Annotated in this window: 26 protein-coding genes; 13 read left to right on the top strand and 13 right to left on the bottom strand. The window is 35.2% G+C overall.

Going from position 1 to position 20484, the window contains the following annotated elements:
* Positions 1-45: 45 nt before the first annotated feature.
* The 3 genes from HN643_02340 to rpsF all read right to left on the bottom strand — a co-directional run bounded on the left by HN643_02340 (position 46) and on the right by rpsF (position 1546).
* Positions 46-270: a 30S ribosomal protein S18 gene (locus HN643_02340; GenBank protein ID MBT7500482.1), complete on the bottom strand. Its 225-nt coding sequence runs from the start codon at positions 268-270 to the stop codon at positions 46-48.
* Positions 271-383: 113 nt separating this feature from the next.
* A complete protein-coding gene (locus tag HN643_02335; GenBank protein MBT7500481.1) occupies positions 384-884 on the bottom strand; it encodes a single-stranded DNA-binding protein in 501 nt (166 codons plus the stop codon).
* Positions 885-1021: 137 nt separating this feature from the next.
* Complete coding sequence (gene rpsF / locus HN643_02330) at positions 1022-1546, bottom strand: 30S ribosomal protein S6 (protein ID MBT7500480.1); 525 nt, start codon at positions 1544-1546, stop codon at positions 1022-1024.
* A gap of 277 nt (positions 1547-1823) precedes the next feature.
* Between rpsF and nusA the strand changes: the two genes are divergently transcribed.
* The 4 genes from nusA to HN643_02310 are packed head-to-tail and all read left to right on the top strand — an operon-like array spanning position 1824 to position 5328.
* Positions 1824-3254, top strand: a complete 1431-nt coding sequence (gene nusA / locus HN643_02325; GenBank protein MBT7500479.1) for a transcription termination/antitermination protein NusA — start codon at positions 1824-1826, stop codon at positions 3252-3254.
* A gap of 17 nt (positions 3255-3271) precedes the next feature.
* The gene (locus HN643_02320; protein MBT7500478.1) at positions 3272-4066 is read left to right on the top strand and encodes a membrane protein insertase YidC; all 795 of its coding nucleotides are present in this window, start codon (positions 3272-3274) and stop codon (positions 4064-4066) included.
* Positions 4067-4080: 14 nt separating this feature from the next.
* Positions 4081-4389, top strand: a complete 309-nt coding sequence (locus HN643_02315; protein ID MBT7500477.1) for a hypothetical protein — start codon at positions 4081-4083, stop codon at positions 4387-4389.
* A 3-nt stretch (positions 4390-4392) separates the two neighbouring features.
* A complete protein-coding gene (locus HN643_02310) occupies positions 4393-5328 on the top strand; it encodes a hypothetical protein (GenBank protein MBT7500476.1) in 936 nt (311 codons plus the stop codon).
* A gap of 39 nt (positions 5329-5367) precedes the next feature.
* On the opposite strand, the gene HN643_02305 is transcribed toward HN643_02310, so the two are convergent.
* Together HN643_02305 and HN643_02300 are read right to left on the bottom strand one after the other, a co-directional pair.
* On the bottom strand, positions 5368-5823 hold the full coding sequence (locus tag HN643_02305) for a hypothetical protein (GenBank protein ID MBT7500475.1): 456 nt from the start codon (positions 5821-5823) through the stop codon (positions 5368-5370).
* A 112-nt stretch (positions 5824-5935) separates the two neighbouring features.
* Positions 5936-6343: a hypothetical protein gene (locus tag HN643_02300; protein MBT7500474.1), complete on the bottom strand. Its 408-nt coding sequence runs from the start codon at positions 6341-6343 to the stop codon at positions 5936-5938.
* Between the two features lie 74 nt (positions 6344-6417).
* Here HN643_02300 and HN643_02295 point away from each other — a divergent pair, with 74 nt between their 5' ends.
* Positions 6418-7722 (top strand): hypothetical protein, encoded by a 1305-nt coding sequence (locus HN643_02295; protein MBT7500473.1) that lies wholly within the window; start codon positions 6418-6420, stop codon positions 7720-7722.
* Positions 7709-8080: an NUDIX hydrolase gene (locus HN643_02290; protein ID MBT7500472.1), complete on the top strand. Its 372-nt coding sequence runs from the start codon at positions 7709-7711 to the stop codon at positions 8078-8080. The genes HN643_02295 and HN643_02290 overlap by 14 nt, the downstream gene beginning before the upstream one ends.
* Positions 8081-8122: 42 nt before the next feature.
* Here HN643_02290 and HN643_02285 read toward each other — a convergent pair whose 3' ends face one another.
* Genes HN643_02285 through HN643_02270 form a run of 4 tightly spaced genes read right to left on the bottom strand, consistent with a single transcriptional unit; the run spans position 8123 to position 9847 of the window.
* The gene (locus HN643_02285) at positions 8123-8464 is read right to left on the bottom strand and encodes a hypothetical protein (GenBank protein MBT7500471.1); all 342 of its coding nucleotides are present in this window, start codon (positions 8462-8464) and stop codon (positions 8123-8125) included.
* 40 nt (positions 8465-8504) lie between these two features.
* Positions 8505-9143 (bottom strand): phosphatase PAP2 family protein, encoded by a 639-nt coding sequence (locus HN643_02280; GenBank protein MBT7500470.1) that lies wholly within the window; start codon positions 9141-9143, stop codon positions 8505-8507.
* The gene (locus HN643_02275) at positions 9144-9479 is read right to left on the bottom strand and encodes a hypothetical protein (GenBank protein ID MBT7500469.1); all 336 of its coding nucleotides are present in this window, start codon (positions 9477-9479) and stop codon (positions 9144-9146) included. It lies immediately after the preceding gene.
* Between the two features lie 2 nt (positions 9480-9481).
* Positions 9482-9847 (bottom strand): hypothetical protein, encoded by a 366-nt coding sequence (locus tag HN643_02270; GenBank protein MBT7500468.1) that lies wholly within the window; start codon positions 9845-9847, stop codon positions 9482-9484.
* Positions 9848-10066: 219 nt separating this feature from the next.
* Between HN643_02270 and HN643_02265 the strand changes: the two genes are divergently transcribed.
* The 5 genes from HN643_02265 (at position 10067) to HN643_02245 (ending at position 14127) form a co-directional block, all read left to right on the top strand.
* Complete coding sequence (locus HN643_02265; protein ID MBT7500467.1) at positions 10067-10354, top strand: co-chaperone GroES; 288 nt, start codon at positions 10067-10069, stop codon at positions 10352-10354.
* Between the two features lie 120 nt (positions 10355-10474).
* Positions 10475-12130: a chaperonin GroEL gene (gene groL / locus HN643_02260; GenBank protein MBT7500466.1), complete on the top strand. Its 1656-nt coding sequence runs from the start codon at positions 10475-10477 to the stop codon at positions 12128-12130.
* Between the two features lie 177 nt (positions 12131-12307).
* Entirely contained in the window at positions 12308-12949 is a 642-nt protein-coding gene (locus tag HN643_02255) for a hypothetical protein (GenBank protein ID MBT7500465.1), read from the top strand.
* A 19-nt stretch (positions 12950-12968) separates the two neighbouring features.
* A complete protein-coding gene (locus tag HN643_02250) occupies positions 12969-13439 on the top strand; it encodes a hypothetical protein (GenBank protein MBT7500464.1) in 471 nt (156 codons plus the stop codon).
* A gap of 130 nt (positions 13440-13569) precedes the next feature.
* Positions 13570-14127: a hypothetical protein gene (locus tag HN643_02245; protein MBT7500463.1), complete on the top strand. Its 558-nt coding sequence runs from the start codon at positions 13570-13572 to the stop codon at positions 14125-14127.
* Positions 14128-14186: 59 nt separating this feature from the next.
* Here the strand turns inward: HN643_02245 and ychF are convergent, their stop codons facing one another.
* Together ychF and HN643_02235 are read right to left on the bottom strand one after the other, a co-directional pair.
* Positions 14187-15275 carry a redox-regulated ATPase YchF gene (gene ychF / locus HN643_02240; protein ID MBT7500462.1) on the bottom strand — a complete coding sequence of 363 codons (1089 nt, stop codon included), beginning with the start codon at positions 15273-15275 and terminating at the stop codon, positions 14187-14189.
* 197 nt (positions 15276-15472) lie between these two features.
* On the bottom strand, positions 15473-16390 hold the full coding sequence (locus HN643_02235; protein MBT7500461.1) for a hypothetical protein: 918 nt from the start codon (positions 16388-16390) through the stop codon (positions 15473-15475).
* A gap of 176 nt (positions 16391-16566) precedes the next feature.
* Here HN643_02235 and HN643_02230 point away from each other — a divergent pair, with 176 nt between their 5' ends.
* A complete protein-coding gene (locus tag HN643_02230; GenBank protein ID MBT7500460.1) occupies positions 16567-18357 on the top strand; it encodes a type II/IV secretion system protein in 1791 nt (596 codons plus the stop codon).
* 77 nt (positions 18358-18434) lie between these two features.
* Positions 18435-18611 (top strand): hypothetical protein, encoded by a 177-nt coding sequence (locus tag HN643_02225; GenBank protein ID MBT7500459.1) that lies wholly within the window; start codon positions 18435-18437, stop codon positions 18609-18611.
* Between the two features lie 45 nt (positions 18612-18656).
* Here HN643_02225 and HN643_02220 read toward each other — a convergent pair whose 3' ends face one another.
* Positions 18657-20012, bottom strand: coding sequence for a hypothetical protein (locus HN643_02220; GenBank protein MBT7500458.1), 1356 nt, complete (start codon positions 20010-20012; stop codon positions 18657-18659).
* A 3-nt stretch (positions 20013-20015) separates the two neighbouring features.
* The gene (gene tsaE / locus HN643_02215) at positions 20016-20444 is read right to left on the bottom strand and encodes a tRNA (adenosine(37)-N6)-threonylcarbamoyltransferase complex ATPase subunit type 1 TsaE (protein MBT7500457.1); all 429 of its coding nucleotides are present in this window, start codon (positions 20442-20444) and stop codon (positions 20016-20018) included.
* Between the last annotated feature and the right edge of the window lie 40 nt (positions 20445-20484).

The raw sequence follows: 20484 nt of genomic DNA, 5'->3' as shown, positions 1-20484 counted from the left end.
TATAAAATCCTGTTACCCTTTATAGCCATATTTAGCCTTACAATTTTATCTATTTACAAAAGGAAGCATAGCCATAATTCTGGCTCTCTTAATTGCTTGAGCTACTTTACGTTGATGCTTAGAACAAACCTTTGTTCTTCGTTTAGGTAAAATCTTAGCATAAGAAGAAAGAAACTTACGTAAAACCTGGATATCTTTATAATCAATATCCACTACTCCATTTTCACAAAAATAGCATTTCTTTGGTTTTTTGGTTAACGAATTTTTCATATATACAGATTACAGATTAATATACAGATAATACGGATTACCACAGTAGTGGCAAACAAAATTGATTTTACAATCTTGTATAATCTTGTAAATTAAACCTGAAATCAAAATGTTTAAAAAGGTATATTTTCAATTTTAATTTCATCTTCACTAGCACCACTGTCACTACTACCACTATTGCCACCTTCATTACTTTGTGGGATCTGAGTATCAGGATCAGGGGCATCTGCCTGAATTGTTGGCAATGGAGCTGGTCCAGACTGCTGTGGTTGTCCAGCTGCAGAACCTCGAGAGTCCAACATAATCATATTATCAGCAACAATTTCAGTTCGATAACGCTTGATACCATCTTGGCCTTCCCAATCTCTTGTTTGCATACGACCTTCAATATAAACTCGACTACCTTTTCGTAAATACTGAGTACAAATGTCAGCTAACTTTCGCCAAGCAACAACATTATGAAATTCTACTCTTTCTTGACGTTGACCATTGGCATCATTCCACACAAAATTTGTAGCAACTGCAAAGCTTGCAACTGTAGCACCTTGTGGTGTAGTTCTTCCCTCTGGATCTCTAGTTAATCTGCCAATCATCATGGCTTTGTTTAAATCCATATTTTTTTAAACTCTAATTTCTAATACCGAAACTCTAAACAAATTCAAATCTTAAAAATATTAGCATCAACAACTCACTTTTAATTTTGAACTTTGAACATTGTTTAGGATTTAGAATTTAGGATTTAGAATTTATTTTAAAGTATATCATCAGTCAAAATTTCATCCAACTTTTTGTCTAACTCTTCTAAAGTTGATCTTTGAGATTTTTCTTTCTCTTTTGTAACTATTGGCTTTGCTGATTCAACACCTGACAACTCTTCCTTTTTTACACCATCTTTTTCCTTTTCTTCAATCTCAGCTAACTCTTCTTCTTTGGACTTTCTCATGCCTTCTTTAATCATTTCTTGTCTCTTTACTTCAGCTTCTGTCTTTACCTTTCGACAAACAATCATGTGTCGCAAAACTTCTGGAGTCAAAAGAAGTTGATCGTCAAGCTGTTTATTATTAGCTTTGTCCATGTCGTACTCAACCAAAACATATGTACCTTGATGAATATCATTGATAGCATAAGACAATCGTTGTTTACCTAAATTGTCCTGTTTGGTAATTTCACCATTAAATTTCTTAATCATAACATCAACTTGCTCAGTTATCTTTTGCAAATCGTCATCCAAAAACTTAATCGGCACGATATAAAGTAATTCATAGTGCTCTGTCATATTAAATTGTTTCGACATTCTGTAATTTTACACCAATAGAAGCTGGTCAAAATTAATGGGCTATACAAGCAGAATATCTTTATTTATAAACTGCTATTACTTTAGCACACAAAGTTGAATTTAGCAAGGCCTATCTAGACAAAATATTATGCTCATGTTATACTATCACCGTAAGCTAGTTTATGATTATTAAACTAGCATTTTTTATAAAAATTTATAATTATGTATTAAGTACTAAATTTATCATTTATTATTTAATAGTGCTTTTGTTAAAGATATGGAAAACATTAAACAAGTAATTAAACAAATTTGTGCAGAAAAAGGTTTATCTGAAGATTCAGTTTTAGAAACCATTAATTCTGCTCTTGCTGCTGCTTTTCGAAAGGATTTTGGGGACAAAACCCAAAATATCCAAGCTGAATTTGATGCCTCTACTGCGCAAGCAAAAATTTTTGATATCAAGGAAGTTGTTGAGGATCTATCCGAAGAAGAGTTAGAGGCTTTGGAACAATTAAGAATTGAGAGAGAAGAATTAAAAGAGAAAATTGCTAACGGTGAAATCTCAGCCGAGGAATTAAAACAAATCCGTGAAGAAAAAGAAGCTCAAAGGTTAGCAGAACATAATGAAAACAAAAATGAGGGAGAAGGTGAGGAAGATGACGATGAAGCTAGACGCTTCAATCCCAAAACGCAAATTCAAATAAAAGAGGCCAAAGAAATTAAAAAATCTTACAAGCTCGGTGATTTTGTTAAAACAGAGCTAGACATTCCTGGTGAATTTGGTCGTATGGCTGCCCAAACTGCAAAACAAGTTATTATTCAAAAACTACGTGAAGCAGAACGAAATATAATTTATCAGGATTATAAAGAAAAAGAAGGTCAAATTGTTACCGGGATGGTCCAAAAATTCGATGGCCGAAATATTGTTATTGACCTAGACAAGGCTTCAGCTATCTTACCACCACATGAACAAATACGCGGCGAAAGATTTAAAGTTGGTGACCGTGCCAAAGTTTATCTTAGCAGCATTGCACTAACAACTCGTGGCCCTGAAATAATTGTTTCGCGCGCTCATCCAGAAATTGTTAAAATGTTGTTTGGGTTAGAAATTCCTGAAATTGCAAATGGAATAATTGAAATTAAAGGTATTGCCAGAGAAGCTGGTAGTCGAACCAAAATCGCCGTTCATACTGAAGATGAAAACATTGACCCAATTGGTTCATGCATTGGCCAACGTGGTGCTCGTATTCAAACAATTATCAACGAATTAAATGGTGAAAAGATCGATATCATTGAATATTCAGATGATCCAATTAAATTTATTACTAATGCACTTCTACCAGCTAAAATCACAAATGTAGAAGTTGATGAAAAAGAAAAACAAGCTACCGTAACTGTCCCACAAGATCAATTATCATTGACCATTGGTCGGGCTGGACAAAACGTAAGACTGGCTTCAAAATTAACTGACTGGCGATTAAATATTAAGGAACAAGAAAGTGGCAAAGAAATTGGGCCAGAGGAAATTGGCATGAATTCAACTGACGATACTAAAGAAAAAGAAGTCGTTGCTGAGGTCAGCACCGAGAAAGCGGAGAAAGAAGAAAAACCGTCAAAAACTTCAAGCGCAGCCAAAAAGAAGAAAAAAGTAGTTAAAAAAACAACCGTTAAGAAAGCTACTAAAGTAAAAAAAGAAAATAAAAAATAAAACGAATTTAATACTATATGGTCGGAATTTTCAATACGTTTCTCTACGAACCAATTTACAATCTACTAATATTCTTTTACAACGTAGTACCTGGAAATGATATAGGATTGGCAATTATTGCAATAACTATAGTTGTAAAACTTATACTACTACCTCTAAGCCTGTCTGCTGTTCGCTCACAAAAATCACTTCAAGAACTCCAACCAAAAATGGATGCTCTAAAAAAGAAGCATAAGGGCGAAAAAGAAAAACTAGCCGCAGAAACAATGAAGCTCTACAAAGAGCAAAAGGTTAATCCACTATCTTCATGTTTACCACTATTAGTTCAGTTTCCTTTTCTAATTGCTGTATATCAAGCATTCCGAGTAGGTTTAACCAGCGAAAATTTTGAAATTCTATATTCTTTTGTGGCTAACCCTGGTCACATTAATCCAATGGCTTTTGGTTTTATCAACATGGCTGTTCCTAGCATTGCCCTTGCAATACTAGCTGGGGCCGCTCAATACGTTCAAACCCAAATGCTTTCAGCCAAAAAACCACCAAAAGTGAAAGGTGCTAAAGATGAAAGCATGATGGCCAACATGAATAAAAGTATGATGTACTTTATGCCATTCATGACCGTCCTTATTGGAATGAGCCTACCTGGTGGTTTAACCTTTTACTGGTTTTTAACAACTGTTTTTACCAGTTTGCAACAAAAAGTCATGTTCAGAAAAACTGATCCACCAGGACAACCCGAAATAATTCCTCCAACTGACGTACCAGAAACAACGAAAACAAATGAACCAGAAAACAAACAACTTAAAAGCTAAACTCTCACATAAATATGCGAGTTGAATTAAAAAAATTAAAAAAACTGACAGTTGAAACTGAAAAAAATGGAATTAATCTCGGACGAATAGTTAATATGGAGCTTGATACAAAAAGCCATCAAGTAATTAAATATTTTGTAGTTAAAAAACGTTTGTGGTCAAGAAGCCCTCGTTTACTTCTTGCTCCTAGTCAGATTATCAGAATAGAAACAGATAAAATTGTCGTACAAGACAACATTGAGGAATCACAAATCAAACAAATTGCAAAACAGCCCGTAAACTTAAATAAAGCACCTACCACTCAGGCAGAAATGAAAAAATAGCGTATGTCTCTAACTTCCCTTGAAAAATGCATCCTAGACACTCTAGCTTATTTTCAAATTTTCAATTTTCCTATAACTAGTTGGGAAATTTATAAAAACCTTTGGAAACCGACTGAACAATATAGCTTTGAACAGGTTAAAAGCACTTTAGATAAACTGTATAAAAATAAAATCCTCGGTACTAACGAAGGATTTTATTTTTTTAAAACCAAAGCAGACTTAGTAGCCACCCGCAAAAAAAAGTATTTACATGCACAAAATAAAATTAAAAAAGCCAAAAAATCGTTATGGCTAATTAGTCATATCCCCTTTGTGAAGGCTATTTTTATTTGTAATAATTTAGCTTACCAGAACGCATCTGAAGGAAGCGATATTGACCTAGCAATCATTTGTGAAAACAATCGAATCTGGACTGCTCGTTTTTTCTCAACCTTATTGATGAAAATGCTTGGACAAAGACCAACTGAAAACAAGCATCAAGACAAAATTTGCCAAAGTTTTTTCATAACTACTTGCAACTTAAATCTTAAGTCATTAGCTTACAAAAATGATATCCACTTCACTTATTGGTTAAATCAATTTTTGCCTATATACGGAAAACCTGAACTAATTGAAAAATTTTTCAATAGTAATTCCTGGACAAAAAAATGTTTACCAAACTTTGAACCAATAACAACCAATGAACGATGGGTTATAAAAAGTAAAAGCTTGAATAAACGATTTTTTGAATTAATCCTAAAAACAAAATTGATTGGTGGCCCATTAAATAAACTTCTTAAAATACTCCAGTTAAAGATTTTGCCAAAAAACTTGAATAATTTAGCAAAGGAAGATAATACTAACGTGGTTATTTCCGATGAAGTTCTTAAATTTCACGATAAAGATAAGCGAATTCAGTTTCGCGACAAATGGGAGAAGACAATTGAAAACCTCAAATAAAAAATCCCCCGAGTTCGATCAAGGGGATTTTGTGTTTGATCACTTTTTCTGTAAGGGCTTAACAAGTTCATCGTAAAAAGGATGCTTTGTTGGCTGATGACCGCATTTATCAGGAGATTCTTCGGTGGCAAAAAGCAGATCTTGCCTATCACCGTTCACTTCCATGAGTGCCCAGCTCATAGCAGAATCACCGGCGGCAGATCTGTAACTTAATTCCAAAATACCACCTTGGGCAAACCAACCGTTTAACCGCAACTCTCGAAAATCCATTTTAAAATGTGTTATTCCAAATTCTTTTTTGGTAATGATGATTTTTTGGTCATCATAACTGGATTGAATAACCATTCCTTGCCATTCGTCCACGCAATATCCATTTCGAATAACTACTTCCGGATCTAATTCTTTATATTCTTGACCAGAAGTTATCTCCTCGATAGAAAATACACCCATCCAAAAAGCAACAATACCTACTATTATGAATTTTAGATTCTTCATCTTCTCCTCCGTTGTTCAATAAATTTTAAAAGAATATCATACAACATTATCATTAAACAATCACCTTGTCAATATATAAAAAAAGACCCAGATATTATCTAGGTCTTGAATATCATTGCACTGAATCTTCTTCAGCGCAAATTTCATACCACTTGCCATCATTGATTCGGAAATATAGAGTGCCAAGCAGTTCCCCGCGGAAAAATGGCAAAATGTATTTTCCCCCAGTAAATGGAAGAATCTCGTAACCAATCAAGGTTGTACTATCTTCTGTTGGTTTATTAGCAATATCTAATTTAACCTTCTGGTCACCATCATTTTTATAAAGTATGGTTTGTTTAGCACGTATGACTCGAAAAGAATCCTGTAAAACCTTATTACAGTCTTTTCTACCGTCAGCTGCGTCTTCCTCTTTTTGAGAAACAACAACTTTTTGATTATGCTCGGTTATACTCTTTCTATTATTTTCCCCACAGGAACAAACAAATAGAACGACAAACAGTAACCACAAATTTCTCATTGGATCCTCCTCATTTGTCAAATGAACCATAAACTTATACTATATTAGTATATTATTATAATAAAATCAATACCATGCAAAAACTACAACAATCAATCAACTGGTTAATCTACCTCTTCATTTTTTTACTACCTCTGCAAACACGATTAATTTATAAACAAGCTACGCTTAATGGTTTCAATTTTGAGTATGGCAGTTTGAGTTTATACGCAACTGAATTATTATTAGGATTAATATTGTTACTAAGTATTTTTTATTTAGTTTGGAGAATAAAAAAGAAAGAAATAAAAAAAGAAAAAAGGAATTTACGAAGAGTAGTTTTACTAGTTTTGCTCGTCTTGCTTGTCTTGCTTTCCTGTTTTCTCGCTTTAAATAAAGAAATAGCTTTTTATAAATTCGGTCACTTAATTCTGGCAAGTGCACTAGTTTTCGTAATCATGTTTTTCAAACCCAATTGGGAAAAAGTTTCCTGGGCCTTTGTTTGGGGAGGATTAATCCAAGCGTCTTTGGCAATCAATCAATTCGTTGTGCAACACATTGTTGGTAACAAGTGGCTAGGCATGGCAGAGCAAGATCCTCAAACTCTGGGCGTTCCTGTTGTTCAGATTGGCGAACTCCGGTGGCTTAGAACTTTTGGGACACTCCCGCACCCTAATATTTTAGCCGGCTTTCTAGTTGTAAGTTTAATTTTGATTATTGGATTATATTCTTTGACTAAAATCAAAAAACACCTAAAAATTCTACCAGTATTTTTTGTAATTAATTTTTTAGCGCTGATGACCACCCTATCACGAGCTGGAATTTTGGTATTTATAATTTGTATTATAATATTTGCCTTTACCACTAGAAAAAATAAGGCCGAAAGCAAAGTTACAACCAAATTTGCCTTGATCACAATTATAATTTTCATTTTATTTATTGTTTCCTTTCCCGAATTACTACAATCGAGAATAATGAGTGATAATCGTCTAGAAAACTTATCAAATGCAACTAGAATTGAACAGTATCAACAGTTCGGCTCAATAATTAAACCCAACTGGAAAACTGGGACAGGTTTAGGTAATTACGTTATGCATATAGTTGAGAAAGATCCAACGCTCGAAGGTTGGCAATATCAACCAATTCATAATACATACTTATTAACCTGGGCTGAGCTTGGTTTAATCGGGCTCGGTTTCAGTTTACTGTTTATTATTTACTGCTTATATAACTTGTTTAAAGCTCACACCTGGTCAATTGAAAAACGGACAAGTTTCATTTGTTTAATTTGTCTAGCCGGATTGGCACTATTTGATCATTATTTATGGAGCTTCTGGGTTGGGTTAATGTTAACTGCGATAATTATCGGGTTAAATTTTGCAAAATATGAAAACAATTAAAGTTTCTGGTCCAGTTATAATTAAAGATAATAAAGTCCTTCTTATTAAAGACATTAAAGATGCTTTTTGGAAATACCCAGGTGGCAAAGTTGAATCTGGAGAGTCACTAGAACAAACTTGCATTAGAGAAGCCAAAGAAGAACTAGCTATTGATGTTTTTAACTTAAAACATTTAACTACAATTACTTCACAAAAAGATGAAACCACTAAGGTTGAGCTGGTTCACTACTTAACTGATTATTCCGGTGAGATTGTTAAAGGTTTAGATATTATTGAATGGGATTGGTTTGATATAAATAATTTACCTGACAACTGTGCTCCAAATATAATGCCAGTAATTGAAGAATATCTAAAATAATCAAATTAAAAAGAGCCCCCGCTCGGCGGGGTGCTCTTTGTTTTACCTTGCTTTTTCTACAATATACAACTCATGCACAGTTTGCTCTTTGCCATTCTCATCTTCATAAATAAACGAAAATCTTTGACCTCCCAAATCATTTTGAATACGGACGGCTTGAACTGTATAGCGAAAACGAATAAATAGATCAGGCTGCAATGGAGAAAACTTGATATGTTTTTTTCGCACTGTGATCAAATCACCTGGTTGAATCTTGCTTTGCAGTATCAGTTCATGGCACTTATCACGACAAGACCAAGTTGGATCAAAATGCTTGTAGTACTCACCACAATATGGACAAAAATATCCAGGAGCTTTGATAAGTGGAGGTTTAGGTTGCGACATATTACCCCCTATTAAAAGGTTAAACGTTTTCACGATGTCACTAGCTACAATTCTTATCCTTATCCAAATTCTTCTTTTTTACAGGATATTGTTCGTAAGCAATCACGTAAGCCATCAGCGCAACTAGAACGCCACCAACGATATCCCAGAAATAGTGCTGCTTGGTTGTCAATGTTGTGAAGATAATCACGCTACAAATCACCACATGCCACCGGAACAATTTCATTTTTTCTTTGAAGTAGATAAACGTCAAAGTTGTGGCTACGCTAACATGAAAACTGGGAAAACAGTTGGCGCTTGAATCAAATGCATACATTGTTTCATAACCCCAGCGCCAAAATGGTGATTGAATTTGCTCCAGCAAATCCTGCCTAATAGGGTAATGTGTTGGAACAAAGACATATATCAGAAAACTGAAAGTCGACATTAAAACAGTAGCCAACATTGCCCGTTTAAACATGTTTTCATTATCAATAATAAACGGGACTGGCAAAATCACTGGGATAATAGCCAGGTACACCAATACGCTAGCCGGCCAAAAAGGCACCGCCTGATCTACCCATGTTAATGGCATGGTTGTTGGTTCAAAAACCTGAAACTGATTAGTAACCCAATAACCCAATACCCCAGCTGTATAAACAACTAGAGCAATTGGATATTTGTACCGATAAGAAAACATTTATTCTACCGCGACTTGGCCCTTGATCACATGGGCAGGAAAAGTTACCAGTCTACCTTTAAAGCCGTGAGCTGTTTTATTAAGTCGCTTGCATACAAAACGCATACGCCTTATACTAGCTTCCCGAGAAACTTCAATGGCCTTTACCTCAAACGGACCTTTGTCATTTTCTCTGACAGTCTCAATGATCATCCCAACCTGAATGAAATAACCAACAATCAACTTCCAGCATTCCTCTCTACAATCAGATACTTTTTTCTCATTTTCACACAAGTATCCGCAGTATGGACAACAATATGCTTGGACTGAAAGTATATTCTTTTTCTTCTGACTCATTATTAACCTCCAATAATAGTATCTGGGGTTGATCGAAAATTCTTATTCAGAAGTTTGATCACATTTCTATCAGAAATAACTCTTGTTTGCTCACCACCTACTAATTGGCAGGAATATGCAATCCAACGACTACCTTTAGTCACTAAAACTTGTACTTTCAATACTCTATAGCGATTCTTTGGCAATCTAGTGTTGTTCTCTCGTGTTTCCAACGAACAATAAATGATATCGTCTCTTTTTGCATATGCATTGATTATCAAGTCAAAACAATAATCTCTACACGCAAGTGTCGCGTTAATCACTGGAAAAAAACAGCCACAATATGGACATCGAAAGGCAGGTAATACCTCCAGCTTATGCTCACTCATTGAATATCTCCATTTTAATTTTCAAACATCATATCTAAAAAACATTATCATTTTACTAAATCTCTGTCAACCAAAATGTATTTCATCAATATTGACAAAAGCCTTGACTTTTGCTAAAACTCTATAGTAACATAGTATAATAAATACGAAAATTGAAATACGAAATTCGAAACTAAACAGTTTCGCGATTCGGTATTCGATATTCGAAATTAAACAAATATGCTAAAACCACTTAATGATCACGTGATTGTAAAGCCAACATCACAAGAAGAAAAAACTGCGTCTGGAATCATCTTGCCAGACACACTAAACAAAGAAAAGCCTGAACAAGGTGAAGTTATCTCTATTGGTCCCGGAAAAATGTTAGAAAATGGACAAAGATCTCCTATGTCTATTCAAGTCGGAAACAAAGTTATATTCAAAAAATATTCACCTGATGAAATCAAAGCTGATGGTCAGGAATGTTTAGTTCTGCGAGAGGAGGACATCTTAGCAATAATTGAATAAATCCTAAAATCTAAATCCTAAACAAACTCAAAATTTAAATTAATCAATATCAAAACTGTTTAGATATTTGAATTTAAAACATTGGAACATTGTCTAGAATTTAGAGTTTGATAAAAAAATATGTCAAAACAAATAATCTTCGACGAACAAGCTCGAAAATCTCTAAAAGCTGGTGTTGATGAATTAGCAAACGCAGTAAAAGTTACACTTGGACCCAAGGGTCGTAACGTAGTACTTGATAAAGGTTATGGTTCACCACAAATTTGTAATGATGGTGTGACCATTGCCAAAGAAATTGATCTAAAAGATAAAATTGAAAATGTTGGCGCTGAATTAGTAAAAGAAGTTGCCAGTAAGACTAATGATGTTGCTGGAGACGGAACTACTACAGCTACACTTTTAGCGCAAGCTATCATTACAGAGGGTTTCAAGAATGTAGCCGCTGGTTCCAATCCAATGGAAATTAAAAAAGGTATTGAAAAAGGTGTTAATGCTGTAGTTGAAGAATTAAGAACCAGAATTTCCAAGCCAATTGCCAATCAAGAAGAAATCTCACAAGTATCTTCAATTTCTGCTAATGATGAAGTGATTGGTAAGATTATTGCTGAAGCTTTGCAAGAAGTTGGCAATGATGGAGTTATCACAGTAGAAGAGTCACAAAGCTTTGGTATCGAAAAAGAAGTTGTACAAGGAATGCAGTTTAGTAACGGATATATCTCACCATACATGATCACTAATGCTGATCGAATGGAATCTGAGTACAATGATGCATATATCTTGATTACTGATAAAAAAATCTCTGCTGTAAACGACATTGTCCCAACTTTGGAAAAACTTGCTCAAGCCGGAAAAAAAGATCTAGTTATTATTGCTGAAGATGTAGACGGTGAAGCATTAGCTACTCTAGTTGTTAATAAATTAAGAGGCGCTTTTAACACTTTAGCTATTAAAGCTCCAGGCTTTGGTGACCGACGCAGAGAAATGCTTGAAGACCTAGCTATTCTGACTGGTGGTAAAGTTATCTCTGAAGAAGTTGGATTGAAGTTAGAAAATGTAGAAATGGAAATGCTTGGTCAAGCTCATAAAATTATTGCTACCAAAGAACATACTACTATTGTTGAAGGTCGTGGCGATAAGATGAAGGTTGACGAAAGAGTTAACCGAATTAGAAAAGAATTAGAAAATTCATCTTCAGATTTTGATAAAGATAAACTTAAAGAAAGACTAGCAAAATTAGCAGGCGGTGTAGCAGTTATCAAAGTTGGTGCAGCCACTGAAACTGAAATGAAAGAGAAAAAATTAAGAATCGAAGATGCAATTAATGCTACAAAAGCAGCCGTCGAAGAAGGTATTGTTCCTGGTGGAGGTGTAGCATTGTTTAGAGCTAAAAGTATTCTTGATAATATTGACCTTCAGGGCGAACAAAAAATCGGAATTGAGATATTAAAAAAAGCACTTGAAGCACCAGTCAAGCAAATCGCAAAGAACGCTGGTAAAGATGGTGCTGTTATCGCCGAGGAAGTTAGAAAAGCTGAAGGTAATGTTGGCTATAATGCAGCCAAAGATAAATTTGAGGACTTAGTAATGGCTGGAATTATTGACCCAACTAAGGTTACTCGTTCAGCTCTACAAAACGCAGCTTCAATTTCTGCTATGATGCTTACTACTGAATGTGTAGTAACTGATGAACCAGAATCAGAAGGCTCTAATAGTGGTGGTGCTCCAGCTATGGGTGGTGGAATGCCAGGTATGGGCGGTATGGGTGGAATGATGTAAACTCGGCTAACTCCTCGAATGACCAAATCACAATCCTCAAATAACAAAACAAAAAAACCTCCGCTTGTAAGTGGAGGTTTTTTTTGTAAATTAACTATACCTCTTGACAAATTTTTCATAATATACTAAAGTAGCCAGTCAACGTAATTTGAGAACCTTAACAATGAGGAGCCCGTCATGGCCGTAAAAAAGGAAAAGAAATTAAAGTGGAACGAGACCAAAGTTGGAAAATGGCTACTGCGCTGGGGTTTTTGGGCAGTGGTTATGCCCATCTTCCTGCCCTGGATCGGACAGCTCTTTGACTGGAATGGCTCTACTTTGGGGAAAATTTTTTGCTGGATCTTTGCCTTTATAGCATTAGGTTTTGGACATAAATATATTCAAACCTATTTTGACAAAGAACAGGAAGAAGAAAACTCTAAGGCTGAAAAAGAAGCACGTACACCCAAGGAATTCAAGGATGATGGTTTCTGCGTAGGACTATACGTAGCTTTCCATTTAGGTGTATTTCTATTTGCCCTGATATTAACCCTGTGTATTTCTAGTGCCAGCTTTCACATGCGCTACACTGAGGTTGAATACACTCTCGATAAGATCGTGGTTAATGGTGAGCTAGTTGAATTGGATGAACCAGTTGAATTCACTGTTATTATGAAACGTTCAGAAATGCGTGAATCTTTAACAAAAGTTTGCCCTGAAGTACCAGAATGTCCTTCAGCTGAAGATACTCCAATTCCTGAGACCGAAAAAGCGCCGGCCAAGGAGAATAAGCCTGATTGCGTGGACTGTCCTGGTCAAGGAATACAAGACATAGAGTAAAATAACGGAGGTAAATACTATGGCACAGGTCACACCGACTAAAGAAAAACCAGTCAAAGAAAAGAAACCAAGAAAGCGAAATACCAGATTGAATAGTATTTTGCTTTGGACATTTCTGATTGCTCTTGGGTTGATCGCACCAATCTTTGTTCCAACCCTTGCTTATGAATTTGGCGCTGACCCAGTTGAAGCCAGTCGCCTCTACAGTTATTTGGTCGGCGGAATTGTATTCATTGTGCTTTTATTCATGACTAGAAACTGGCCACTCATCGGTGCCCTGATCGCTGCTTGTATTCTTGGTGGAGCGGCTAAAACTGTTAGTAATTATTCCTTCAAAATGCAATATGAGACAGTCACGATAACGACACAGACAGTTTCTCACGATGATCAAGATGTGAAGCTTGAAGCCGAAACAACTTTTGAAGTGGTTATTCCAAAAACCACATTAAGAAAAAAGGCTATTGAACAGGTTCAAACGGAACCTGAATGAACCACAAACCCTGAGTTAAATTTAACTCAGGGTTTTTTATTTATTGACACATTAATGTATTTCTGTTAGGATAGAAAAGTATTGTGTTTTCGTTCATTTCAATTAACCATCACGAAAAAGAGGATTATCAATGGAATTCGCTTTGGCTAAACTCAACCCAGGAAAAGTTACTCGAACGACTGACAAAGAAGCTATCAGGAGAAAAGTTGAAGGTTTGCTCAAGGAAGCCCCAGCCCTTAGTCATGTTCTCAACAAAACTTATGGCAATAAAGTGTCTCCTGTTTGCGCCTTTGACTTTACTGAAGCTTCTTTGTCCGACAACAGAAAGAATCACCATGTCATCGTATTAAAAATCCTCCATGAGCAATCAATTTGGGGATTTATTATTCACTACCGAACTTTTCATTTAAATGGTGATGGCAACAAAAAGTATCTCAGTCTTTTCCTGGTACCGGCCACAAGTAATTTTAAAACGCCCAAGTTCAAAACTCTCATCAGACGGCTACTTCACGTATTTGAAGGTCCTCTGAATTTCTCTTTTATCGCTCTTGAGGAAATCCCTCCAACAGTGGAAGGTTCAGCTCCTCAATGGAGACAAAGCAGTCTCCTCTATAGCGCCTGTGACAAAAGTCCTATTCCAAAAAACTTTTTCAAGGCAGTTCTTGATTTCGAAAATCACGATAACTAGAAAAAAACAAACGCTCCCTCGTAACACGAGGGAGCGATATTTATTATAAAAAATTTTTGTTACACGCTAAATCTAAAATTACATGTATCACCATCCCGAACAATGTACTCTTTTCCCTCCAGACGAATTAACCCCTTTTCTTTGGCAGCAACCTCAGATCCAACATCCACCATATCTTTCCAGTTATATACTTCTACTGCGATAAAACCTCGTTCAAAGTCACCATGAATCTTGCCAGCAGCCTGTGGGGCGCTAGAACCACGAGTAATTGTCCAAGCTCGTGTTTCTTTGGGGCCAGTGGTTAAAAAACTAATTAAATTTAATATCTCATAAGCCTTGATAATAATCTGATCAAGTCCTGAAGTTTTGATCCCCACTTCAGTTAAATATTCCGCTGCTTCTTCTTTGGATAATTCCGCCAAGTCCGCTTCTATCTTAGCACAAACTGGAATTACTACCTCGCTCTTTAATTTTGATAAATCAAATTGCTCATTAACCTTATCCTCGTCAACATTCAAAAGATATATCATCGGCTTATTAGTCAAAAGATTTAAATATTGAATTTCTTTTGACTCTTTTTCTGATAAATCCAACTTTCGAACAGGCTGTCCATTTTCCAAGGCAGGAATAATTTTTGTTTCCAAGAACTCAGCAATAACCCTAGTTGCTTTTTCTTCTTTTAGAGATGCTGCTTTTAATTTATCCTTAAGTTTTGCTAAATGTTTTTTAACTAAATCTAAATCTGCAAATGCTAGTTCAATATCAATTGTTTCAGCATCATCTTCAGGATTAACTCTTCCATCAACATGAATAATGTCACCGCTGTGAAAATTTCGGACCACATGACAAATCGCATCTACATCACGAATATTATGTAAAAATTGATTTCCCAAACCTTCACCTTTGTGCGCATTTTTAACTAGCCCAGCAATATCAACAAACTCAATGGTGGTATTAATTATTTTTTCTGATTTAGAAATTTTAGCCAGCTCGTCTAATCTGTGATCGGGAACCAAAACAATACCTTTATTTGGTTCAATGGTACAAAAAGGATAATTAGCAATATCAATTGTTTTTTTAGTTAAGGCTTTGAATAAAGTTGATTTTCCAACATTAGGTAAACCAACAATTCCTATTGAGAAAGACATAAATTTTATAATTACCAATGATCAATTATACAACTTTCAAATAAATTCAAAATTCTAACTATTTAATCTCCAAATTACTTCAAATATTTAGATTTTGAGACTTGAAATTTAATTGTCACTTGATCAATTGCTTAATTGGTACTTAAAAGAGACGTGCTACGCACGTCTCTTAATATATATCATTTTTTTAACTTTGTCTACTCTATCTCTTCAATGTACTGTTCCGGAGCAACACCAAAAGTGGCAACAATTTCCTCAAAATCTTTTCGATACTTGAAGTACCCTTTTAGCTTCTTGTTATAAACATTGAAAGTTGCTCGATAAATATTATCATCTGTTAATATTAATATTGTTGGCACCTCATTATTATCTTTATCCAAGTTGATAAAATAAATCATGTAGCCATGTGAAAATGATTGTGTGTCAACTGCATCCAAGTCTTCAAAAATATCAATTTTATCATCAAGATCCAAATCAGCAAAATCAGCATAATCAGATTTAATAGTAATGGCGTTCAAATAATCAGAGTTTCCGATTGGCTGGAAATAAGCAATGTCTTCAACATTGGCTTGATCATTCCCACTATTGATTATGGCATTAACTCTCTCCCAGGTGCTAGGATAACTAACCACAAAAGTTAAACCGTCACTTTCCAAAACTTGCCAACCGGCAGCATTAACTTTTTTAGGAATTTCTCTATTTTTATCAAACAAATCAATTACTAAACTTTTGCTTAATTCACTATCTTCAACGATTGATTCTGCTTTTTCTTGTAATTTCTCTAATTTTGATTTTAGGCTTTCAACTTCTTGTTCCAACCCTTTTGTTACCTCCGTACCTCCCTCCTTGATTTCTCCAATCTTGTCCTTAGTATAACCAAACACGATCCCGATTATACCTAAAATAACAACTACAGCAATCACAAGATTAAATAAATTATTATCATCTTTGGACTTAGCCTTCTTGACTGTATCAGTCAATGTTGCTTTTTCTTTAACCACTGGCTTCTTTTTGGCCTTTTTGCGTTTTTTAACTTTTTTAGCCTTTTTAGCAGGCCCACTGCTCTTTGTTTCTTCTTCTTGTTCCAATTCTTCTAAAAAATTATCAACTGGCATAGAGTCTCTGTTAATTTTTATTTATTTTAATAGTCCCTCCTGATCATCACCATTTTAACATGATTTTAAAATTTAGCAAATTTTTACTCACAGGACGTAAGTAGTGACTTAGATTGCCAAAAACACCGTAAAACGTTATAATTAATATGAACTAAAATTTATTATTGATAGATAATATGAGTAAAGCAACTTCTTCAATTGAAGATCTACTTTCAGGTGGCTCTCAATCAAAATTAACTGGAAAAAAAGCCAGCCCTACGGCATCTGATGATGACAATGATAATAAAAAGGATCCTACTAAGCCTAAAGTCATCAAACCTGCTACTACCGAAGATCGATTGAAAAACAAACTAAAAAAACTAGGCTTTTCTGACAAAGAAAAGGCTGTTCAAAAAAAAGCAAATGAGTTAAATGTGCCTTATATTGATTTGACAGAATTTCCGATCAGCAGTGAAGCACTACGTTTAATCCCGGAGACTGTTTGCAAAAAAGAAAAGGTTGTCGCCTTTGTGGCGACCGGTGAACAGATTCGATTAGCGACAACTAATTCGACAAATCCTGAAATTACCAAAATTGCCAATAGCCTGCAAGAAGCTCAAAATGCAAAAGTTGAAACGTATTTGTTTTCAGAACGTAATCTAAAACATGCACTTGAACTTTATGCCAAGTTACCAAAATACAAACCCGCAGTTAAAGGTGTAGAAATAACAGAAGAAGAATTAGAGAAATTCAAGGAAATTGGAAAGAACTTCAAAGATCTGGACGAACATTTAAGAAAGGTCAGTATGACAGAAATGGTTAGTATGATTATTGCTGCAGGAGTACAGGCAGGCTCATCTGATATTCATATTGAGGCAGAAGAGGATGCTGTTAAAGTACGTTTTCGAGTCGATGGTATTTTACACGAAACTGCATCTATCGATGTAAAGATCTGGCCAAAAGTAATTTCTAGAATTAAACTTTTAGCTGGTCTAAAAATGAATATTACTGCCAAACCACAAGATGGCCGTTTTACAATTCATTCCAAAGAACAAGATATCGATGTTCGTACCTCTACCCTGCCAACTACTTGGGGCGAAAGTGTCGTTATGCGATTATTAAAATCATCTTCAATTAGTCTTGGATTCGAGGACCTAGGAATCACTGGTAAATCCTTTGAAAATCTTAAATTCCAGGTTGAGAGACCTAATGGTATGATTGTAACTACTGGTCCTACCGGTTCTGGTAAAACAACGACTCTATACGCTATCTTAAATAAATTGAATCTTGAAGGTGTAAAAATTATTACATTAGAAGACCCTGTTGAATATAAATTAGCTGGTATCAATCAAAGTCAAATTGATCACAGCAAAGGCTACTCTTTTGCCGATGGACTACGCTCAATCTTGCGTCAAGATCCTGATATTGTCATGGTTGGAGAAATGCGTGACCTGGAAACTGCTGATGTAGCTATTAATGCTGCTTTAACTGGCCACATGGTAATTTCCACCATTCATACTAACAGCGCAGCTGGAGCAGTTCCTCGATTCTTGTCTATGGGAGTTAAGCCCTTTTTATTAGCGCCGGCTTTGAACGCTATTATGGGTCAACGTCTGGTACGCCGAGTTTGTGAAAAATGTAAAGAAGAAGATCCAATTGATGAAAAGAAATTAGCCCGAGTTAAAGAAATAATAGAAGTTATTCCCGAAGATCATCCAGACAGACCAGACCTGACTAAACTTAAATTTTTCAAAGGCAAAGGTTGTGATGCTTGTAATAACTTGGGGTATAAAGGCAGAATTGGTATTTATGAAATCATGGCCATGACCCCAGAAATCGAGAAAGTTATTCTTGGTGGTAAGGTCTCAGAGTACGACATGCTACAAATTGCGATTAAGAACGGAATGATAACCATGGTTCAAGATGGAATTATTAAAGCTCTGGCTGGCATCACTTCAGTTGAAGAAGTGTTTAGGGTTAGTGAATAGACTTGACAAATTTTATTATATGATATAAAGTAGCAAGTCAGTAAAATAATGACTTGCTGTTTTAATTAGGAGCAACTATGAAAAAAAGAACTTTTGACCAAGAAGAAAAAAGGAAACTACAAATTGCAAAGCAAACAGTTTTAGCACGTGATTTGGTAGAGAAATTTGAACTTATTGAAGGAGGTAACAAAGTCAAAGTAACCTTTACAACCGGAAAAATTTCTATCTACAATGTCAAACATTTTCTAATCTAAAGAGGACCACCACAACTAGTGATCCTCTTTTTTATTTTACTGCAGTTATAGGATTTTCAAAAATTGAACTAACTGATTTATTTGACTAACAGGCAGTTGCCCCGAGTCTGAACTTTCTTCAATAAATTTCGTTAATTCCTGCTTTACTTCTTCTCTAGTATATTGTCCAGACTGAACAAAGTCAATCAATAAAGCTACTAAAGCTTTATTTTTTATCTCTAGGCTTTGACCTTTCAATAATGGACTAATTCCCAATAAATTATAAAGCTGCTCCATTTTTAAACCTTCTTCCCCTAATTCACTTATCGTTTGTTGCCACACTTCTTCTCTCCTCGAGAGCAACCGCCGTAAACCTTTTAGATCAGTTTCTACGTCATGTAATTCTTCAGCAGCTAATTCTTCTCGAGTTTTAGTTAATGAACGTAAACTTTCGATTATCGATTTGTCATGTGGATACTCTTTATCCCCCTCAATATATACATCTCGAGTCAAATTACCTTCAAAGGTTGTTGAACTACCAAAGTCAATAACGAAAACTTCCAAATCATCACCTTCTCCACTAAACATAAAATTCCGGTGATGCCCATCTCGAAAGGCTAAGCCATTATCATGAAACATATCAATTGTTTTCTCAATTCTATCCAAAATACTACGGTCCAAAACATATCCTTGCCGTTTCAACGTATCAAATATTTTTTTAGCATTACCGGCTTGCACCATTCGTCTCTCGAATTCTTTTTCTCCTTCATCCCTAGACTTGCCTCCAGCAATTTCAAATTTTAATATCTGTGAAACCTCGCGATGCAATGACGCAAAATCCATTTCATCCAAATCGTTATGTAAATGAATTGCACCTTTATTTCCTCTTAAAACCTCGCGATAAAAATGAGTGGCCAAATCAACACCAGGAACCATATCCATAATAATAACCTCTATGTGCTCCTGAGCTTTAATCCCTCTTGAGGATAAAAATTCTTTTGTTCTTGAATTCTTAACTTCTAAATCCCTAAACAAAACAGGTTCTGGTATTTGGGCACAATCTTCACCTCCCTTATCACGAACAAGTTCATAAGCTTTTCTTTGCATCTCAAATTCCCGCCTTCCAGATCCCGGCTTATACAATTTAAGAATTTTTACTACATTTTCTGGTTCACCTTCCCCTGTTCTACTCTCATCAATATAAGCAACCAAGGCTTCTAATTCTTCACTTACGTCCTCTTCTATGTTCAATTTAAAAATAACCCCATTATTCCCTTCGTTAATTTTCTCACAATGCGATGCTATAGCCAATTCCAAACGGGCATCTAGAATTTCCAGCTCTTCGGGTGAGTTAATCAATTCCCTGGCCTTAGAATCTTCACTTGCTTTAGGATAAATAATTTTATCGAGGTTTACGTCCATAGATTAAATGTTTATTTGTCTTTTATATGTATCAAGATTTTTAATTTTAACTTTATATACCTTTATTTTACCTTTTTTAAGAAATTTTTCCAAACCAGCTCCCCACTCCACAAAACACACGATGTCTTTTCGACCAAAATATTCAACCGCTCCAATATTTTCTAAACCTTCCAAATCAAGGCCTCTATATGTATCGATATGAATCAATTCTTTAACTTTTAACTTTAGGCTTTTGACTTTATAAACTTTTAATAAAACAAATGTTGGACTGGTGATATGTTTTTTAATACCAAGCCCTTGAGCTACACCTTTCACAAATGTAGTTTTGCCCGCTCCCAGATCGCCAATCAAAAGCACCACTTCCCCACCTTTTAATTTTTTAGCGAAATCTTTTCCGAGTTTAATTGTTTCTTTGTCTGAATTAGTAAGCATACGAATAAACTTAAATGAGAATGATGCTAATACACGAATG

The sequence above is a fragment of the Candidatus Falkowbacteria bacterium genome, assembly GCA_018674305.1.
Lineage (GTDB): Bacteria > Patescibacteriota > Patescibacteriia > UBA11705 > JABHMO01 > JABMRF01.
This window is presented reverse-complemented; position numbering and strand designations above follow the sequence as displayed.

What these genes read in the sequence shown, in the direction of transcription:
- HN643_02340 (MBT7500482.1), bottom strand. Translation starts at nt 270, where the DNA reads ATGAAAAATTCGTTAACCAAAAAACCAAAGAAATGCTATTTTTGTGAA.
- HN643_02335 (MBT7500481.1), bottom strand. Translation starts at nt 884, where the DNA reads ATGGATTTAAACAAAGCCATGATGATTGGCAGATTAACTAGAGATCCA.
- rpsF (MBT7500480.1), bottom strand. Translation starts at nt 1,546, where the DNA reads ATGACAGAGCACTATGAATTACTTTATATCGTGCCGATTAAGTTTTTG.
- nusA (MBT7500479.1), top strand. Translation starts at nt 1,824, where the DNA reads ATGGAAAACATTAAACAAGTAATTAAACAAATTTGTGCAGAAAAAGGT.
- HN643_02320 (MBT7500478.1), top strand. Translation starts at nt 3,272, where the DNA reads ATGGTCGGAATTTTCAATACGTTTCTCTACGAACCAATTTACAATCTA.
- HN643_02315 (MBT7500477.1), top strand. Translation starts at nt 4,081, where the DNA reads ATGCGAGTTGAATTAAAAAAATTAAAAAAACTGACAGTTGAAACTGAA.
- HN643_02310 (MBT7500476.1), top strand. Translation starts at nt 4,393, where the DNA reads ATGTCTCTAACTTCCCTTGAAAAATGCATCCTAGACACTCTAGCTTAT.
- HN643_02305 (MBT7500475.1), bottom strand. Translation starts at nt 5,823, where the DNA reads ATGAAGAATCTAAAATTCATAATAGTAGGTATTGTTGCTTTTTGGATG.
- HN643_02300 (MBT7500474.1), bottom strand. Translation starts at nt 6,343, where the DNA reads ATGAGAAATTTGTGGTTACTGTTTGTCGTTCTATTTGTTTGTTCCTGT.
- HN643_02295 (MBT7500473.1), top strand. Translation starts at nt 6,418, where the DNA reads ATGCAAAAACTACAACAATCAATCAACTGGTTAATCTACCTCTTCATT.
- HN643_02290 (MBT7500472.1), top strand. Translation starts at nt 7,709, where the DNA reads ATGAAAACAATTAAAGTTTCTGGTCCAGTTATAATTAAAGATAATAAA.
- HN643_02285 (MBT7500471.1), bottom strand. Translation starts at nt 8,464, where the DNA reads ATGTCGCAACCTAAACCTCCACTTATCAAAGCTCCTGGATATTTTTGT.
- HN643_02280 (MBT7500470.1), bottom strand. Translation starts at nt 9,143, where the DNA reads ATGTTTTCTTATCGGTACAAATATCCAATTGCTCTAGTTGTTTATACA.
- HN643_02275 (MBT7500469.1), bottom strand. Translation starts at nt 9,479, where the DNA reads ATGAGTCAGAAGAAAAAGAATATACTTTCAGTCCAAGCATATTGTTGT.
- HN643_02270 (MBT7500468.1), bottom strand. Translation starts at nt 9,847, where the DNA reads ATGAGTGAGCATAAGCTGGAGGTATTACCTGCCTTTCGATGTCCATAT.
- HN643_02265 (MBT7500467.1), top strand. Translation starts at nt 10,067, where the DNA reads ATGCTAAAACCACTTAATGATCACGTGATTGTAAAGCCAACATCACAA.
- groL (MBT7500466.1), top strand. Translation starts at nt 10,475, where the DNA reads ATGTCAAAACAAATAATCTTCGACGAACAAGCTCGAAAATCTCTAAAA.
- HN643_02255 (MBT7500465.1), top strand. Translation starts at nt 12,308, where the DNA reads ATGGCCGTAAAAAAGGAAAAGAAATTAAAGTGGAACGAGACCAAAGTT.
- HN643_02250 (MBT7500464.1), top strand. Translation starts at nt 12,969, where the DNA reads ATGGCACAGGTCACACCGACTAAAGAAAAACCAGTCAAAGAAAAGAAA.
- HN643_02245 (MBT7500463.1), top strand. Translation starts at nt 13,570, where the DNA reads ATGGAATTCGCTTTGGCTAAACTCAACCCAGGAAAAGTTACTCGAACG.
- ychF (MBT7500462.1), bottom strand. Translation starts at nt 15,275, where the DNA reads ATGTCTTTCTCAATAGGAATTGTTGGTTTACCTAATGTTGGAAAATCA.
- HN643_02235 (MBT7500461.1), bottom strand. Translation starts at nt 16,390, where the DNA reads ATGCCAGTTGATAATTTTTTAGAAGAATTGGAACAAGAAGAAGAAACA.
- HN643_02230 (MBT7500460.1), top strand. Translation starts at nt 16,567, where the DNA reads ATGAGTAAAGCAACTTCTTCAATTGAAGATCTACTTTCAGGTGGCTCT.
- HN643_02225 (MBT7500459.1), top strand. Translation starts at nt 18,435, where the DNA reads ATGAAAAAAAGAACTTTTGACCAAGAAGAAAAAAGGAAACTACAAATT.
- HN643_02220 (MBT7500458.1), bottom strand. Translation starts at nt 20,012, where the DNA reads ATGGACGTAAACCTCGATAAAATTATTTATCCTAAAGCAAGTGAAGAT.
- tsaE (MBT7500457.1), bottom strand. Translation starts at nt 20,444, where the DNA reads ATGCTTACTAATTCAGACAAAGAAACAATTAAACTCGGAAAAGATTTC.